The following is a 16,217-nucleotide window of genomic DNA, read 5'->3' on the forward strand; positions in this document are numbered from 1 at the left end:
GCGGGATCAGTAGTCGAGGTCGGCTTCAGCGGCCTCGGCAGCTTCGGCTGCAGCCAGCTCGGCCTTGGTCGGCGCCGGCTGGTTGTTCAGCAGTTGCTCGCGGATGGCCTTGTCCAGCACCGCGCAGATTTCCCCGTTCTCTTCCAGGTACTTGGCGGCGTTGGCCTTGCCCTGGCCGATCTTGCTGCCCTGGTAGCTGTACCAGGCGCCGGATTTCTCCACCAGGCCCAGTTGCACGCCCAGGTCGATGATCTCGCCGGTGCGGTAGATGCCCTTGCCGTAGAGGATCTGGAACTCGGCCTGGCGGAACGGCGGGGCGACCTTGTTCTTCACCACCTTGACGCGGGTTTCGCTGCCGACCACCTCGTCGCCTTCCTTCACCGCGCCGGTACGGCGGATGTCCAGGCGCACGGAGGCGTAGAACTTCAGGGCGTTACCGCCGGTGGTGGTTTCCGGGTTGCCGAACATCACACCGATCTTCATGCGGATCTGGTTGATGAAGATGACCAGGCAGTTGGCGTTCTTGATGTTGCCGGTGATCTTGCGCAGCGCCTGGGACATCAGGCGGGCCTGCAGGCCGACGTGGGCATCGCCCATCTCGCCTTCGATCTCGGCCTTGGGCACCAGCGCCGCCACGGAGTCGACGATGATCACGTCCACCGCATTGGAGCGCACCAGCATGTCGGTGATTTCCAGGGCCTGCTCGCCGGTGTCCGGCTGCGAGACCAGCAGGTCGTCGACGTTGACGCCCAGCTTGCCGGCGTAGTCCGGGTCCAGCGCGTGCTCGGCGTCGACGAAGGCGCAGGTGGCGCCCTGGCGCTGGGCTTCGGCGATGACCGAGAGGGTCAGGGTGGTCTTGCCCGAGGATTCCGGGCCGTAGATCTCGACGATACGGCCTTTCGGCAGGCCGCCGATGCCCAGAGCGATGTCCAGGCCGAGGGAGCCGGTGGAGATGGCCGGGATGGCCTGGCGCTCGTGGTCGCCCATGCGCATTACCGCGCCCTTGCCGAATTGGCGTTCGATCTGTCCCAGGGCCGCGGCCAGGGCGCGCTTCTTGTTGTCGTCCATTGAAGTCCTCGCGAAGTCAGGCGGCCGGGATGGGCCACGAACAACTGTATAAGTAGACAGTATTATTTCACAGGGCAAGGCGCGCGCCTACCCCCGAACGGGATTTTCCCCGACGGCCAGTCGCAACACCCCGTCCAGAGCGGCCGCCACCGCCTGCCGGCGCACCGCGAGGCGGTCACCGGGAAAATGGAAGCACTGCGGATAGCATTGTTCGCCATCAGCCCAGCACAACCAGACGGTTCCTACAGGCTTCTCTGGCGAACCACCGTCCGGACCGGCGATGCCGCTGACCGCAACAGTGAAACGCGCGCCACTGCGCGCCTGTGCGCCGCGGGCCATGGCCTCGACCACTTCCCGGCTGACCGCGCCGACCTGTGGGAAAAGTTCGTCAGGCACACCCAGCTGCGCGCTCTTCTGCGCGTTGGAATAGGTGACGTAGCCGGCGTCGAACCAGGCCGAACTGCCGGCGATCCGCGTGATCGCCTCGGCGATGCCGCCGCCGGTGCAGGACTCGGCGGTGCTGACCCGCGCGCCCAGCCGCTGCAACTGCGCGCCCAGGCGCGCGGCCAGATCGGTGATGCCTTCGTCGCTGATGCTCATTGCGTACTCCGATGCTTAAGCCGTCAGGCCGGATACCGTACACTAGGCGCTTTTGCATATAGAAGACGGACCGCCCAAAGTCATGAGCCAAAGCGACCTTTCTGCTCACACCCCGATGATGCAGCAATACTGGAAGCTGAAGAGACAGCATCCGGAACAACTGCTGTTCTACCGCATGGGCGACTTCTACGAGCTGTTCTACGAGGACGCCAAGAAGGCCGCCAAGCTGCTCGACATCACCCTCACCACCCGCGGCCAGTCCGCCGGCACGCCGATTCCCATGGCCGGCATCCCCTTCCACGCCGTGGAGGGCTACCTGGCCAAGCTGGTCAAGCTGGGCGAGTCGGTGGCCATCTGCGAACAGATCGGCGACCCGGCCACCAGCAAGGGCCCGGTGGAGCGCCAGGTGGTGCGCATCATCACCCCCGGCACGGTCAGCGACGAGGCGCTGCTCGACGAGCGCCGCGACAACCTGCTGGCCGCCCTGCTCGGCGACGAGCGGTTGTTCGGCCTGGCGGTGCTGGACATCACCAGCGGCCGCTTCAGCGTCCAGGAAATCCGCGGCTGGGAAACCCTGCTGGCCGAGCTGGAGCGCCTGAACCCCGCGGAACTGCTGATCCCCGACGACTGGCCCGCCGGCCTGCCGGCAGAGAAGCGCCGTGGTGTGCGGCGTCGCGCGCCCTGGGACTTCGACCGCGACTCGGCGTTCAAGAGCCTCTGCCAGCAATTCGCCACCCAGGACCTGAAGGACTTCGGCTGCCAGGACCTGACCCTGGCCATCGGCGCCGCCGGCTGCCTGCTGGCCTACGCCAAGGAAACCCAGCGCACCGCCCTGCCGCACCTGCGCAGCCTGCGCCACGAGCGCCTGGACGACACCGTCATCCTCGACGGCGCCAGCCGCCGCAACCTGGAGCTGGACACCAACCTCTCCGGCGGCCGCGACAACACCCTGCAATCGGTGGTGGACCGCTGCCAGACCGCCATGGGCAGCCGCCTGCTGACGCGCTGGCTGAACCGCCCGCTACGCGACCGCGCCGTACTGGAGGCCCGCCAGGAATCCATTGCCTGCCTGCTGGAACGCTACCGTTTCGAGAACCTTCAGCCACAGCTGAAGGAAATCGGTGACGTCGAGCGCATCCTCGCCCGTATCGGTCTGCGCAACGCCCGCCCGCGCGACCTGGCGCGCCTGCGCGACGCCCTGGCCGCTCTGCCGGAGCTGCAACGCGGCATGACCGAGCTGGAAGCCCCGCACCTGGGCGAACTGGCCGCCAGCATCCGCACCTACCCGGAACTGGCCGACCTGCTGGCGCGCGCGATCATCGACAACCCGCCGGCGGTGATCCGCGATGGCGGCGTCATCAAGCGCGGCTACGACGCCGAGCTGGACGAACTGCAGACGCTCAGCGAGAACGCCGGCCAGTACCTGATGGACCTGGAGATCCGCGAGAAGGAACGCACCGGGCTGTCGGGTCTGAAGGTCGGCTACAACCGCATCCATGGCTACTACATCGAGCTGCCGCGCATGCAGGCCGAGCAGGCGCCGGCCGATTACCAGCGGCGCCAGACGCTGAAGGGCGCCGAACGCTTCATCACCCCCGAGCTGAAGGCCTTCGAGGACAAGGCGCTGTCCGCCCAGAGCCGCGCCCTGGCCCGCGAGAAGCAGCTCTACGAGGAGCTGGTGGAGCTGCTGATCGCCCAGTTGGCGCCGCTGCAGGACACCGCCGCCGCCCTGGCCGAGCTGGACGTGCTGGCCAACCTGGCCGAGCGCGCGCTGAATCTCGACCTGAACCGCCCGCGCTTCGTCGAGGAGTCGGGCATCCTCATCGAGCAGGGCCGCCACCCGGTGGTGGAGCAGGTGCTGGACACGCCCTTCGTGGCCAACGACCTGAAGCTCGACGAAGACACCCGCATGCTGGTGATTACCGGCCCGAACATGGGCGGTAAATCCACCTACATGCGGCAAACGGCGCTGATCGTGCTGCTGGCGCACATCGGAAGCTTCGTCCCGGCGGCGCGCTGCGAGTTGTCGCTGGTGGACCGCATCTTTACCCGTATCGGCTCGTCCGACGACCTCGCCGGCGGCCGTTCCACCTTCATGGTGGAGATGAGCGAAACCGCCAACATCCTGCACAACGCCACCGACCGCAGCCTGGTACTGATGGACGAAGTGGGCCGCGGCACCAGCACCTTCGACGGCCTGTCGCTGGCCTGGTCCGCCGCCGAGCACCTGGCGCACCTGCGCGCCTTCACCCTGTTCGCCACCCACTACTTCGAGCTGACCGTGCTGCCGGAAAGCGAACCGGTGGTGGCCAACGTGCACCTGAACGCCACCGAGCACAACGAGCGCATCGTCTTCCTGCACCACGTGCTGCCCGGCCCGGCGAGCCAGAGCTACGGCTTGGCGGTGGCGCAACTGGCCGGCGTGCCCGGCCCGGTGATCCTGCGCGCCCGCGAGCACCTGGCGCGCCTGGAAACCACCAGCCTGCCCCACGAGGCGCCGCGCCAGGAGGCCGGCCAGCCCGCCGCGCCGATGCAGAGCGACCTGTTCGCCAGCCTGCCGCACCCGCTGATCGACGAGCTTGCACGCCTCAAACCCGATGACCTGACACCGCGCCAGGCGCTCGATTTGTTATATGCATGGAAGACGCGAATCTGACGGACAGCGGAACAAGCTGCTAGAATCGCGCGCGCTTAGCCGCCCGCCTGAGGAGAGAATTAGAAAATGACCTTCGTCGTCACCGACAACTGCATCAAGTGCAAATACACCGACTGCGTGGAAGTCTGCCCGGTGGACTGCTTCTACGAAGGCCCGAACTTCCTGGTGATTCACCCGGATGAGTGCATCGACTGCGCCCTGTGCGAACCGGAATGCCCGGCACAGGCGATCTTCTCCGAGGACGAGGTCCCGGAGAACATGCAGGAGTTCATCGAGCTGAACAAGGATCTGGCCGAGGTCTGGCCGAACATCACCGAGAAGAAGGACCCGTTGCCGGATGCGGAAGAGTGGGACGGCGTCGCCGACAAGCTCAAGCACCTGGAGCGCTGATCGCTTCCTCCAAGCTCCAAGGCCCGCCTCGCGCGGGCCTTGTGCCATCTGTGACGGCACTTTTTCGCGGGCAAAAAAAGGGGCGGGATGGCCCGCCCTTTTTTCCCTACCCCATCATCCTGATGAATCGCATCCCGCGACATCCTGACCGGCATCCCTGTCGGCCTGCGTCATTCCCTGTACGCAAGAGTGATATTAGCTTTCCGTACAAAAGCGGCAAGCGGCTGCGGGTCGCACCCCGGTAGGGCCAGGATTAGCGCAGTCGAAAATAAAGCCCTTTAAATTCAATTGGTTATTTATAAAGACTGAAGAAAAGGGCCCCTTGCCGGCAAGCCGAATCGTCAAAGGCTCACAGCACGTGTAAGCGATGGCTTACAAAACCAAACTCAAAAACTGCTGTCTCGCCTGGTTCGAGCGGCCGGGGAGTCCGCTCCTACCGCACGAGCGAGCATGGCTTTTCGTAGTGCGTAGGATGGGCTGAGCTTGCGAAACCCATCGGGCCATGGTGATGGGTATCGCTTCGCTCAACCCATCCTACGGGGCTTTCCTGGAACTGTAGGAGCGGATCTCATCCGCGAATCGCGCCGATACGTCCGGCCATCGCGGACAAGGTCCGCTCCTACGGGGGAGGAATGCCGTGCTTCCCGGCTACCTGTATGTCCGCGATTGGATACACCGGCCACGCTGGACGCACCGGTGGCACGAACGGCCCCCTCTCCCTCTTGCGGGAGAGGGTTGGGGAGAGGGCGCTCTTGGAACCCGGCACAACAACCATCGGCAAACCCCATTCGCGGCAAGACCCGCTCCCACAATTGGCACAGGCGAAAAAAAGCCCGGCAACCAACGCTCCGGGCTCTTTCGTTGCGGGCGGCGCCTTACTGGAACAGCGCGTCGCTCGACAGGCCGTTCTTCTCGAGGATCTCCCGCAGACGCTTGAGCGCCTCGACCTGGATCTGCCGCACCCGCTCGCGGGTCAGGCCGATTTCCTGGCCGACCTCTTCCAGGGTGCTGCTTTCGTGGCCGCGCAGGCCGAAGCGGCGGATCACCACCTCGCGCTGCTTGTCGGTCAACTCGGACAGCCACTGGTCGATGCTCTGGCTCAGATCGTCATCCTGCAGCAGTTCGCAGGGGTCGGTGGGACGATCGTCGGTCAGGGTGTCGAGCAGCGTCTTGTCCGAATCCGGGCCGAGGGACACGTCCACCGAAGTCACCCGCTCGTTGAGGCCGAGCATGCGCTTGACCTCGTCGACCGGCTTCTCCAGCAGGTTGGCGATTTCCTCGGGGGACGGCTCGTGGTCCAGCTTGTGCGTCAGCTCGCGGGCCGCGCGCAGGTAGACGTTGAGTTCCTTGACCACGTGGATCGGCAGGCGGATGGTGCGGGTCTGGTTCATGATGGCCCGTTCGATGGTCTGGCGAATCCACCACGTCGCGTAGGTGGAGAAGCGGAAACCCCGTTCCGGATCGAACTTCTCCACCGCCCGGATCAACCCCAGGTTGCCTTCCTCGATCAAATCGAGCAGGGACAGGCCGCGGTTGACGTAGCGCCGGGCGATCTTCACCACCAGGCGCAGGTTGCTTTCGATCATGCGCCGACGCCCGGCGGGATCGCCCCTTTGCGCGAGCCGCGCGAAGTGGACCTCCTCCTCGGGAGTCAGCAGTGGGGAAAAACCGATTTCGTTGAGGTAGAGCTGCGTGGCATCCAGCGCCCGGCTGTAATCGATGTGCTTGTGCTGCTTCGATGACAGCGAACTGGCCTTGCCGGTGACCTGAAGTGAGACCTGCTCTTCGGCAAGTGACTCGTCGAATGTGATGGCGGGCTCCAGCAACAGCAGCTCGTCATCCACGTCAAACTCCGGCCCTTCTTTTTTGAGTGCCATGTCGTTATCCCTTGCTGAGTTCGACAACAAGCCCGGACGAATCCATATCCTTGGGACGTCCAAGCCCGCTCACCCACGCGGGATGCGGCGGTCGATCAACGAGGAGGCAGGTATTGCAAGGGGTCCACGGGTTTGCCCTGACGGCGAATCTCGAAGTGCAGCTTCACCCGGTCCGTGCCCGTGGAGCCCATCTCGGCAATGCTCTGCCCGACCTTGACCTGTTGCCCTTCCCGAACGAGCAGCCTGCGGTTGTGGCCGTAGGCACTCACGTAGGTATCGCTGTGCTTGATGATCACGAGTTCGCCGTAGCCCCGCAAACCACTACCGGCGTACACAACCGTGCCATTCGACGCAGCCAGGACAGGCTGGCCCAATTGCCCGGCTATATCAATCCCTTTATTCAAACTCCCGTTTGATGCAAAGCGGCCTATCAAAGTGCCACTGGTCGGCCACATCCAGCCCTCCACGCCCTTGCCGGAAGCCTGCGAAGGGGCAGTGCTGGCGGGGGGTGTCGAATTGCTGACGGTAGCCGCGGGAGCGGGCTTGGCCGGTGCCGGAGAACCGGCGGCGGGCTTGCCGACCACCACCGGCGCGACGGACGGTGTGATTTTGGCGACGACGGGCTGTGCCGACGCGCTGGAGCCGGCGCCGCCGAAACGAATGGCCTGCCCCGGGCGGATGGTGTAGGGCGGCGGGATGTTGTTGTGCGCGGCCAGGGCCTTCCAGTCCCAGCCGTAGCGGAAGGCGATCGAGTACAGGGTGTCGCCGCGGCGCACCACGTACTGCCCGCTGGTGGTCGCCGGCGTGCGATCGGCCTGGTTGCGGTCGACCACCTTGACCTTGCCCCCGGAGGAGGATGCGCAGGCCGCGAGCAGGGAACAGAATGCTGCCGCCAGCAGCATGCGCACGCCGCTCCGAATCCAGATCCATTGTTTCTGGGCCGCGATAGGGCTCACCCCTTCCCCCTTATCCATCGAATATGTGCCCGGCATCTCGCCGTTATGCTCCCCCTGGCTGCGCGACGGCGCTCCCGCCGCCGCTCAGCCCAGGGGGCCGTTGAGCAGGGGAACGAAGCGCACCGAATCCAGCACGCGCCGGTCGAATCCGTCGCCGGTGCGCTCGATCAGCATCAGTTGCTGCACTTCGCCGCTGCCCACCGGGATCACCAGGCGCCCGCCCGGCGCCAGCTGGTCGAGCAGCGCCTGCGGGACCTCGGCGGCTGCCGCGGTGACGATGATACCGTTGTACGGTGCCAGCGCCGACCAGCCTTCCCAGCCATCCCCCCAGCGAAAGACAACATTTCTCAGGTTTAGCTCCGCAAGGCGCTCCTTGGCGCGGTCCTGCAGGGCCTGAATCCGCTCGACGGAGAACACCCGCTCGACCAGTTGCGCCAGCACCGCGGTCTGGTAGCCGGAGCCGGTGCCGATCTCCAGCACCTTGTCCAGGGGGCCGGCGGCCAGCAGCAGCTCGGTCATCCGCGCCACCATGAAGGGTTGCGAGATGGTCTGATTGTGGCCGATGGGCAGCGCGGTGTCCTCGTAGGCGCGGTGCGACAGCGCCTCGTCGACGAACAGGTGGCGCGGCGTGCGGCGGATCACCTCGAGCACCCGGGCGTTGGACAGGCCTTCCTCGTACAGGCGCTGGATCAGCCGTTCGCGGGTGCGCTGGGAGGTCATGCCGATACCGCGGCGACTCAGTTCATCGGCCATGGTCCAGCCCTCCGATCCAGTCCTGCAGTCCATTGAACGCCTCGCGGAAGGTTCGGTCCAGTTGCAGCGGCGTGACCGAGACATAGCCCTGCATCACCGCATGGAAGTCAGTGCCCTCGCCGCCATCCTCGACATCGCCCGCCGCCGCGATCCAGTAGCCTTCGCGCCCGCGCGGGTTGACCACCTTGACCGGCGCCGCGGCGCGCTTGCGGTGGCCCAGGCGGGTCAGCTGCACGCCGCGGATGCGCTCCAGCGGCAGGTTCGGGATGTTGACGTTGAGCACCGTGCGCGGCGGCAGGTCGAGCTGCTCGTGCGCCAGCACCAGCAGGCGCGCGAAGTGCATCGCGGTATAGAGGTTGTCCGGCTGCCGCGAGAGCAGCGAGAAGGCGAACGCCGGCCGCTCCAGGAAGCGGCCCTCGATGGCGGCGGCCACGGTGCCGGAATAGAGCACGTCGTCGCCCAGGTTGGCGCCCAGGTTGATACCCGAGACGACCATGTCCGGCAAGGTGTCCAGCAGGCCGTTGAGGCCCAGGTGCACGCAGTCGGTCGGCGTACCGTCGACGCCGATGAATCCATTGCTCAGGCGCTGCGCGTGCAGCGGCCGGTCCAGGGTCAGCGAGCTGCTGGCGCCGCTGCGGTCCTGTTCGGGAGCGATCACCACGCATTCGGCATGTTCGCTCAGCGCGTCGTAAAGCGCGGCGATACCGGGTGCGTTCACCCCGTCGTCGTTGGCAATCAGTATGCGCATGGGTTTTCCGTCTGCCCTGCCGGTACCAGCTCGACCAGCTCGCGCACGACGACGGTGGCGAAGCAGCCTGCCGGCAGGACGAATTCCAGTTGCAGAATGTCAGGGGCCGGATAATGCCATGCCAGGGCCTGGATGGGGAGGCGCAGGATGCGCCGTTCGTGCGCCAGGTCAGCATTGCCCAGCCACTGGCAAAGCGCCACTTCGGCGTCGCCCACGGCATTTTCCAGCTCGCCGCTGGCGCCGCCGGCCGGCGAGGCGCCCTTGCCCCAGAGCGGCCCGGTGGGGTGCAGGTCGAGTTCGGCCAGGCGCGGATCGGCGCATTCCGCCTCGCCTGCCGGGAAGAAACTGCGGCTGTCGGTGAAGGCCAGCAGGTCGCCGACCTGGGCGCGGTTCCAGCTACCGTCCGTCACCCGCCGCGCCAGCACCTGGTTGAACAGGTAGCTGCGCCCGGCCGAGAGCAGGCGCGAGCGCAGGTTGCGCTGCTCCGGCAGGATGCCACGCTCGGCACAGCTGCGGGCGTCCACGACGTTACCGCCGTCGAAGCCGAAGCGCTGGCTGCCGAAATAGTTGGGCACGCCCGCGGCGGCGATACGTCGCAGCCGCTCGTCGAGCGTCTGGTGCTCGCCTTGCAGTTGCGTCAGGCGCAGGGTGAAGCCGTTGGCCGCATGGGCGCCACGCTGCAGCTTGCGCTGGTGGCGGGTGCGCTTGAGGATGCGCAGGCTGTCGTCCTCGGCCGCGGCCAGGTCGGGGTCGGCCTTGCCCGGCAGGTGCAGACTGAACCACTGGCGCGTCAGGGCCTGGCGATCCTTGAGCCCGGCATAGCTGATCAGCCGTTGCGACACCCCGGCCGCGCGGGCCAGGCGGCGCGCGGCCTCCTCGGTGTTCAGCCCGCGCTTCTCCACCCACAGCCAGAGGTGTTCGCCTTCGCCGGACAGCGGGATGTCCAGCACCTCGTCGACCTGGAAGTCCTCGGCCACCGCCTTGAGCACCGCCTGCCCGCAGGGTTCGCCATGGGCGCGCGGGCCCAGCAGTTCCAGCTCGGTCATGGGCGGGCCAGCAGGGCGACGGCGTGCACCGCAATGCCTTCCTCGCGCCCGGTGAAGCCGAGCTTCTCGGTGGTGGTGGCCTTGACGTTGACCTGGTCGAGGTCGACCTGCAGGTCCTCGGCGATGCTGCCGCGCATGGCCTCGATGTGCGGCGCCATCTTCGGCGCCTGGGCGATGATGGTGGCGTCGACGTTGCCGATCACGTAGCCCTTCCCGTGCACCAGGGCCACCACGTGGCGCAGCAGCGCGCGGCTGTCGGCGCCCTTGAAACGCGGATCGGTATCGGGGAAGTGCTTGCCGATGTCCCCCAGGGCGCAGGCGCCGAGCAGCGCGTCGCTCAGCGCGTGCAGCAGCACGTCGCCGTCGGAGTGGGCGATGAGCCCGAACTTGTGGGGGATGCGCACGCCGCCGAGGGTGATGAAGTCGCCCTCGCCGAAGCGGTGTACGTCGTAGCCATGGCCGATACGCATAGAAAAACGCCCTGAGTCAGTCAGGGCGTCGATTCTACCGGAAAGCCGCGACGCCTTCAGGACAGCGCCCGCGCGTGGTGGCGCAGGTGGTCGTCGATGAAGCTGGCGATGAAGTAGTAGCTGTGGTCGTAGCCCGGGTGCAGGCGCAGCTCCAGCGGGTGCCCCGCCGCTTCCGCCGCCTGGCGCAGGGCCTCGGGCTTGAGCTGGGTGGCGAGGAAGTCGTCGCGCTCGCCCTGGTCGACCAGGATCGGCAGGCGCTCGCTCGCGCCGGCCAGCAGTTCGCAGGCATCCCACTCGGCCCAGGCGCTGCGGTCTTCGCCCAGGTAGCGGCCGAAGGCCTTCTGCCCCCAGGGGCAGTCGCTGGGATGAGCGATGGGCGCGAAGGCCGACAGCGACTGGTAGCGCCCCGGATTGCGCAGCGCGCAGACCAGCGCGCCGTGGCCGCCCATGGAGTGCCCGGCGATGCCGCGGCGGCTGGAGACCGGGAAGTTGTCCTCGATCAGCGCCGGCAGCTCATGCACCACGTAGTCATGCATGCGGTAGTTGCGCGCCCAGGGCTCCTGGGTGGCGTTGAGGTAGAAGCCGGCGCCCAGGCCGAAATCCCAGGCGCCTTGCGGGTCGCCCGGCACGTCCGGGCCGCGCGGGCTGGTGTCCGGCGCCACTATCACCAGGCCCAGTTCGGCGGCCAGGCGCTGGGCGCCGGCCTTCTGCATGAAGTTCTCGTCGGTGCAGGTCAGCCCCGACAGCCAGTAGAGCACCGGCAGGCCGGCCTCGGGCTCGGCCTGGGGCGGCAGGTAGATGGCGAACACCATGTCGCAGCCGAGCGCCTGGGAACGGTGGCGGTAGCGCTGGTGCCAGCCGCCGAAGCTCTTGGTGCTGGAGACGATTTCCATAAAAAGCTCCGTGTAAAGACGAGGAAAGCGCTGGAGGCTGGACGAAAAAGCGCTGCGTATAGCCTTCAGCCTCCAGCGCTCCCATCGGATTTTCAGTAATGGATGACCAAGTGGATGCTCTTGCCTTCGTGCATCAGGTCGAAGGCCTCGACGATTTCCATAAAAAGCTCCGTGTAAGGACGAGGAAAGCGCTGGAGGCTGGACGAAAAAGCGCTACGTCTAGCCTTCAGCCTCCAGCGCTCTCGTCGGCTTTTCAGTAATGGATGACCGAGCGGATGCTCTTGCCTTCGTGCATCAGGTCGAAGGCCTCGTTGATCTTGTCCAGGCCCATGGTGTGGGTGATGAAGGTGTCCAGCGGGATCTCGCCCTTCTGCGCCTTCTCCACGTAGCTGGGCAGCTCGGTGCGGCCGCGCACGCCGCCGAACGCCGAACCGCGCCAGACGCGCCCGGTGACCAGCTGGAACGGCCGGGTGCTGATCTCCTGGCCGGCGCCGGCGACGCCGATGATGGTCGACTCGCCCCAGCCCTTGTGGCAGCACTCCAGCGCCGCGCGCATCAGTTGCACGTTGCCGACGCACTCGAAGGAGTAGTCCACGCCGCCGTCGGTCATCTCGACGATGACGTCCTGGATCGGCTTCTGGTGGTCCTTCGGATTGACGAAGTCGGTGGCGCCCAGCTCCTTGGCGATGTCGAACTTGGCCGGGTTGATGTCGACGGCGATGATCCGCGAGGCCTTGGCCATCTTGGCGCCGATGATCGCCGCAAGGCCAATGCCGCCCAGGCCGAAGATCGCCACGGTGGCGCCCTCTTCCACCTTGGCGGTGTTGAGCACGGCGCCGATGCCGGTGGTGACGCCGCAGCCGAGCAGGCAGACCTTCTCCAGCGGGGCGTCCTTGGGAATCTTGGCCAGGGAGATTTCCGGCAGCACGGTGTACTCGGAGAAGGTCGAGCAGCCCATGTAGTGGTAGATCGGCTGGCCGTTGTAGGAGAAGCGGCTGGTGCCGTCGGGCATCAGGCCCTTGCCCTGGGTGGCGCGCACGGCCTGGCAGAGATTGGTCTTGCCGGATTTGCAGAACTTGCACTCGCGGCATTCGGCGGTGTACAGCGGGATCACGTGGTCGCCGACCTGCAGCGAGGTCACGCCCTCGCCCACCGCTTCGACGATGCCGCCACCCTCGTGGCCGAGGATGCACGGGAAGACGCCTTCGGAATCCTCGCCGGACAGGGTGTAGGCGTCGGTGTGGCAGACCCCGGTGGCGACGATGCGTACCAGCACCTCGCCCTTCTTCGGCGGCGCCACGTCCACCTCGACCACCTGCAGCGGCTGGTTGGGGGCGAAGGCGACGGCGGCACGGGACTTGATCATCTCGGAACTCCTGGCGGGTTGATGCATGGGCCTCCGCCTTCTGGGCGAAAGCGGCCGGCGATGGATGCCGGCGGAAACCGGGTGGCCCGGCGAAAAACGCAGGGCACAGCCTTGGAAGTGTAGAAAAGTGCCTGGAAAGAAATAATCAGGCAATAATCAAAACTTTATTGCCATACAGGGACAATCCAGATGAATCGCTGGGAAGGCCTCGACGAATTCGTCGCGGTGGCGGAAACCGGGCAGTTCACCGCCGCCGCCGAACGCCTGGGCGTGTCCTCCTCCCACGTCAGCCGGCAGATCGCCCGCCTGGAGGAACGCCTGCAGACCCGTCTGCTCTACCGCAGCACCCGCCGCGTGTCGCTGAGCGAAGCCGGGCAGACCTTCCTGCAGCACTGCCAGCGCCTGCAGGACGCCCGCGACGAGGCGCTGCGCGCGGTCAGCGACCTCTCCGCCGAGCCCAAGGGCCTGCTGCGCATGACCTGCGCGGTGGCCTACGGCGAGCGCTTCGTGGTGCCGCTGGTGAACGCCTTCATGGCCGACTACCCGCAGCTGCGGGTGGACATCGAGCTGTCCAACCGCCAGCTCGACCTGCTCCACGAGGGTTTCGACCTGGCCATCCGCCTCGGCCGCCTGAGCGACTCGCGCCTGGTGGCCACGCGCCTGGCGCCGCGGCTGATGTACCTGTGCGCCACGCCCGGCTACCTGGAGCGCCGCGGCGCGCCGCGCTCGCCGGCGGAACTGGCGCAGCACAACTGCCTGGTGGGCAGCAGCGACATCTGGACCTTCCTCGAGGACAGCCGCGAGACGCAGCACCGCGTGCAGGGCAACTGGCGCTGCAACAGCGGCCAGGCGGTGCTCGACGCCGCGCTGCGCGGCTTCGGCCTGTGCCAGTTGCCGGACTACTACGTGCTGGAGCACCTGCGCAGCGGGCGGCTGGTTTCCCTGCTGGAGGAACACCAGCCGCCGAACACCGCGGTCTGGGCGCTGTACCCGCAGCAGCGGCACCTGTCGCCGAAGGTGCGGCAACTGGTGGACTTCCTCAAGGACGGCCTGCAGCGGACGCATCCGGGGTTGTCCTGAAACAGGGTGGTTTCCGGCAATTCGGTTAGAATTACCGGTTTACCACGCTACCCTGCCAAGGATGCCGCCATGTCCGCTCTTTCTGCCTTCCGCGAGCGCTACCTGCTGCGCTTCTGGTCACCGCTGCCGACCCTGGTCGCGCTCGGCGTCGCCTCTGCCTACTACTTCGCCCTGACCGGGACCTTCTGGGCCGTCACCGGGGAGTTCACCCGCTGGGGCGGCCACGTGCTGTCCTGGTTCGGCGTGCCGGTGCGGGACTGGAGCTACTTCAAGATCATCGGCCTGCAGGGCACGCCGCTGGACCGCATCGACGGCGTGATGATCATCGGCATGTTCCTCGGCGCGCTGTGCTGCGCGCTCTGGGCCGGCAACGTCAGCCTGCGCTGGCCGACCAGCCGGCGGCGCCTGCTGCAGGGCCTGGTGGGCGGCATCATCGCCGGCTTCGGCGCGCGCCTGGCCATGGGCTGCAACCTGGCGGCGTTCTTCACCGGCATCCCGATGTTCTCGGTGCATGCCTGGGCCTTCATGCTTTCCACCGTGATCGGCGCCTGGTTCGGCGTGAAGCTGAGCCTGCTGCCGTTCCTGCGCACGCCGCTGAAGGTCACCGGCAAGGCCGCCAGCCTGCCCGACGCGGCCAGCCTCGCCCGCCGCGCCAAGGTGCAGTGGCGCCTGGGCCTGGCGGTGCTGGTCGTGGCCGCGCTGTTCGCCGCCTGGCGCTTCGAGGTGTCGCTGGTGCTGGGCCTGGCCACCCTGTTCGGCCTGCTGTTCGGCGGCCTGATCGAACGCGCGCAGATCTGCTTCACCAGCGCCGCCCGCGACCTCTGGACCACCGGCCGGACCAAGGCCGCCTTCGGCATCCTGCTGGGCATGGCCGCGGCCTGCGTCGGCACCTTCGCGGCGATCCACCTGGGCGTGGCGCCGAAGACCTTCTGGATGGGCCCCAACGCGGTGATCGGCGGCGTGCTGTTCGGCATCGGCATCGTCCTCGCCGGCGGCTGCGAGACCGGCTGGATGTACCGCTCGATGGAAGGCCAGGTGCATTTCTGGGTGGTCGGCGTCGGCAACGTCATCGGCGGCACCCTGGTGGCGGTGTACTGGGATGCGCTGGGCAGTTCCCTGGCCCTGCCCTATCCCAAGCTCAACCTGCTGCAGATGTTCGGCCCCGGCGGCGGCCTGCTGCTGACCTTCGCCGGCCTTGCGCTGTGCATGCTGCTGGTGCAGCTGAACGCCAACCGTTTCACCCGTTCGAGGAAAACCGCCAATGAGCGCGAACAAGACGCCGACGCTGTCGCTTGACCTGCGCGGCGAGCACTGCCCGTACAACGCCATCGCCACCCTGGAAACCCTGGAGACGCTGAAGCCGGGCGACCTGCTGGAGGTGGTCACCGACTGCTCGCAGTCGGTGCACGGCATCCCCGAGGATACCAAGCGCCACGGCTACAACTGCCTGGCGGTGGAGCAGCATGGGGCGCTGTTCCGCTTCCTCATCGAGGTGCCGTTGCTGGGGTGAGCCCTGGCGATACCCATGCGGGCGGGGTTTCTCGTAGGAGCGAGCTTGCTCGCGAATGAGCCCGCAGCGGAGTCCGTTCGCGAGCAAGCTCGCTCCTACGAAAAGCGCCCACACCGCTCCTACGTTGTTTATTGGGTTCCCGCGTTCGCGGGAACCCAATAAACAATTGCTCCTACGCACAACCCCACCTTGTAGGAGCGCGCCCTGCGCGCGAAATCGCGGGCAAGGCCCGCCTAGGCCGAATCGCCACGGCCGGTATTGCGGCCGTGGCGGTGCAGGAAATCGTGGATGTGCCCGGGGAAGCGCGAACCGACCCAGGCGAACGCCAGGTACTTGAGCAGTTTGCCGGTGAAGATCGCCAGCAGCACGCCGGGATAGTGCAGCGGCACGTTGGACAGCACCACCAACGCCGGCGTCTGCGGCAGCGGCGAGATGGACACCAGGAACAGCGCCAGCAGGCCGTAGCGGCGGGTCCAGTCCATCACCTGCGCCCAGCTTGGGTCCTGCAGCAATTGCGGGAAATGGGCGTACAGGCTGGCCCAGCCCATGTGGTGCAGGACGATCACCAGCAGCAGCGCCCCCAGCGCGCTGCCCAGGGCGGCGCTCAGTGCTATGCCGCCCCAGCGCCGTGGCGCCACCAGGACCGCCGGCACCACCACGGAGGTGATCGGGTAGGCGGCGGTGCAGGTACCCAGCAGCGCCAGGCCCAGGCACAGCCAGGGCATGCGCCAGCCGTCGCCGGCCCAGCGCAGGATTCGGTGCAAATCGCCTTCGAGCCTGGGCAGGAACCTCGCAAGGCGCTTC

Annotated in this window: 16 protein-coding genes; 5 read left to right on the forward strand and 11 right to left on the reverse strand. The window is 66.9% G+C overall.

Going from position 1 to position 16,217, the window contains the following annotated elements; genetic code table 11:
• Nucleotides 1-6: 6 nt before the first annotated feature.
• Complete coding sequence (gene recA / locus IG194_RS06180) at nt 7-1,068, reverse strand: recombinase RecA (RefSeq protein ID WP_043271151.1); 1,062 nt, start codon at nt 1,066-1,068, stop codon at nt 7-9.
• Nucleotides 1,069-1,155: 87 nt separating this feature from the next.
• Nucleotides 1,156-1,668 (reverse strand): CinA family protein, encoded by a 513-nt coding sequence (locus IG194_RS06185; RefSeq protein WP_058490911.1) that lies wholly within the window; start codon nt 1,666-1,668, stop codon nt 1,156-1,158.
• Between the two features lie 82 nt (nt 1,669-1,750).
• On the opposite strand from IG194_RS06185, the gene mutS reads away from it, so the two are divergent.
• Together mutS and fdxA are read left to right on the forward strand one after the other, a co-directional pair.
• Nucleotides 1,751-4,324 carry a DNA mismatch repair protein MutS gene (gene mutS, locus IG194_RS06190; RefSeq protein WP_192353644.1) on the forward strand — a complete coding sequence of 858 codons (2,574 nt, stop codon included), beginning with the start codon at nt 1,751-1,753 and terminating at the stop codon, nt 4,322-4,324.
• A 66-nt stretch (nt 4,325-4,390) separates the two neighbouring features.
• Nucleotides 4,391-4,714, forward strand: a complete 324-nt coding sequence (gene fdxA / locus IG194_RS06195; RefSeq protein ID WP_009616706.1) for a ferredoxin FdxA — start codon at nt 4,391-4,393, stop codon at nt 4,712-4,714.
• 875 nt (nt 4,715-5,589) lie between these two features.
• Here the strand turns inward: fdxA and rpoS are convergent.
• The 8 genes from rpoS to IG194_RS06235 all read right to left on the reverse strand — a co-directional run bounded on the left by rpoS (nt 5,590) and on the right by IG194_RS06235 (nt 12,823).
• Entirely contained in the window at nt 5,590-6,591 is a 1,002-nt protein-coding gene (gene rpoS, locus IG194_RS06200) for an RNA polymerase sigma factor RpoS (protein WP_009616703.1), read from the reverse strand.
• A gap of 95 nt (nt 6,592-6,686) precedes the next feature.
• Nucleotides 6,687-7,565 (reverse strand): peptidoglycan DD-metalloendopeptidase family protein, encoded by an 879-nt coding sequence (locus IG194_RS06205; protein WP_058490913.1) that lies wholly within the window; start codon nt 7,563-7,565, stop codon nt 6,687-6,689.
• A gap of 66 nt (nt 7,566-7,631) precedes the next feature.
• A complete protein-coding gene (locus IG194_RS06210) occupies nt 7,632-8,267 on the reverse strand; it encodes a protein-L-isoaspartate(D-aspartate) O-methyltransferase (protein WP_099049128.1) in 636 nt (211 codons plus the stop codon).
• 22 nt (nt 8,268-8,289) lie between these two features.
• Nucleotides 8,290-9,048 carry a 5'/3'-nucleotidase SurE gene (gene surE, locus IG194_RS06215; RefSeq protein WP_058490914.1) on the reverse strand — a complete coding sequence of 253 codons (759 nt, stop codon included), beginning with the start codon at nt 9,046-9,048 and terminating at the stop codon, nt 8,290-8,292.
• On the reverse strand, nt 9,036-10,094 hold the full coding sequence (truD, locus tag IG194_RS06220) for a tRNA pseudouridine(13) synthase TruD (RefSeq protein WP_058490916.1): 1,059 nt from the start codon (nt 10,092-10,094) through the stop codon (nt 9,036-9,038). Before truD ends, surE begins: the two co-directional genes overlap by 13 nt.
• Nucleotides 10,091-10,564, reverse strand: a complete 474-nt coding sequence (gene ispF, locus IG194_RS06225) for a 2-C-methyl-D-erythritol 2,4-cyclodiphosphate synthase (protein ID WP_043271160.1) — start codon at nt 10,562-10,564, stop codon at nt 10,091-10,093. Before ispF ends, truD begins: the two co-directional genes overlap by 4 nt.
• 56 nt (nt 10,565-10,620) lie before the next feature.
• Nucleotides 10,621-11,457: an S-formylglutathione hydrolase gene (gene fghA, locus IG194_RS06230; protein WP_058490918.1), complete on the reverse strand. Its 837-nt coding sequence runs from the start codon at nt 11,455-11,457 to the stop codon at nt 10,621-10,623.
• Nucleotides 11,458-11,710: 253 nt separating this feature from the next.
• On the reverse strand, nt 11,711-12,823 hold the full coding sequence (locus IG194_RS06235) for an S-(hydroxymethyl)glutathione dehydrogenase/class III alcohol dehydrogenase (protein ID WP_058490920.1): 1,113 nt from the start codon (nt 12,821-12,823) through the stop codon (nt 11,711-11,713).
• 189 nt (nt 12,824-13,012) lie between these two features.
• On the opposite strand from IG194_RS06235, the gene IG194_RS06240 reads away from it, so the two are divergent.
• The 3 genes from IG194_RS06240 (at nt 13,013) to yedF (ending at nt 15,413) form a co-directional block, all read left to right on the forward strand.
• Nucleotides 13,013-13,903 carry a LysR substrate-binding domain-containing protein gene (locus IG194_RS06240; protein WP_058490922.1) on the forward strand — a complete coding sequence of 297 codons (891 nt, stop codon included), beginning with the start codon at nt 13,013-13,015 and terminating at the stop codon, nt 13,901-13,903.
• 69 nt (nt 13,904-13,972) lie between these two features.
• Nucleotides 13,973-15,199, forward strand: a complete 1,227-nt coding sequence (yedE, locus tag IG194_RS06245) for a selenium metabolism membrane protein YedE/FdhT (RefSeq protein WP_058490924.1) — start codon at nt 13,973-13,975, stop codon at nt 15,197-15,199.
• Nucleotides 15,165-15,413 carry a sulfurtransferase-like selenium metabolism protein YedF gene (gene yedF / locus IG194_RS06250; protein WP_009616683.1) on the forward strand — a complete coding sequence of 83 codons (249 nt, stop codon included), beginning with the start codon at nt 15,165-15,167 and terminating at the stop codon, nt 15,411-15,413. The genes yedE and yedF overlap by 35 nt, the downstream gene beginning before the upstream one ends.
• A 233-nt stretch (nt 15,414-15,646) precedes the next feature.
• Here yedF and IG194_RS06255 read toward each other — a convergent pair whose 3' ends face one another.
• On the reverse strand, nt 15,647-16,177 hold the full coding sequence (locus IG194_RS06255) for a hypothetical protein (RefSeq protein ID WP_052267865.1): 531 nt from the start codon (nt 16,175-16,177) through the stop codon (nt 15,647-15,649).
• Between the last annotated feature and the right edge of the window lie 40 nt (nt 16,178-16,217).

The sequence above is a fragment of the Pseudomonas sp. ADPe genome, assembly GCF_014843515.1.
GTDB classification, from domain to species: domain Bacteria; phylum Pseudomonadota; class Gammaproteobacteria; order Pseudomonadales; family Pseudomonadaceae; genus Pseudomonas; species Pseudomonas citronellolis.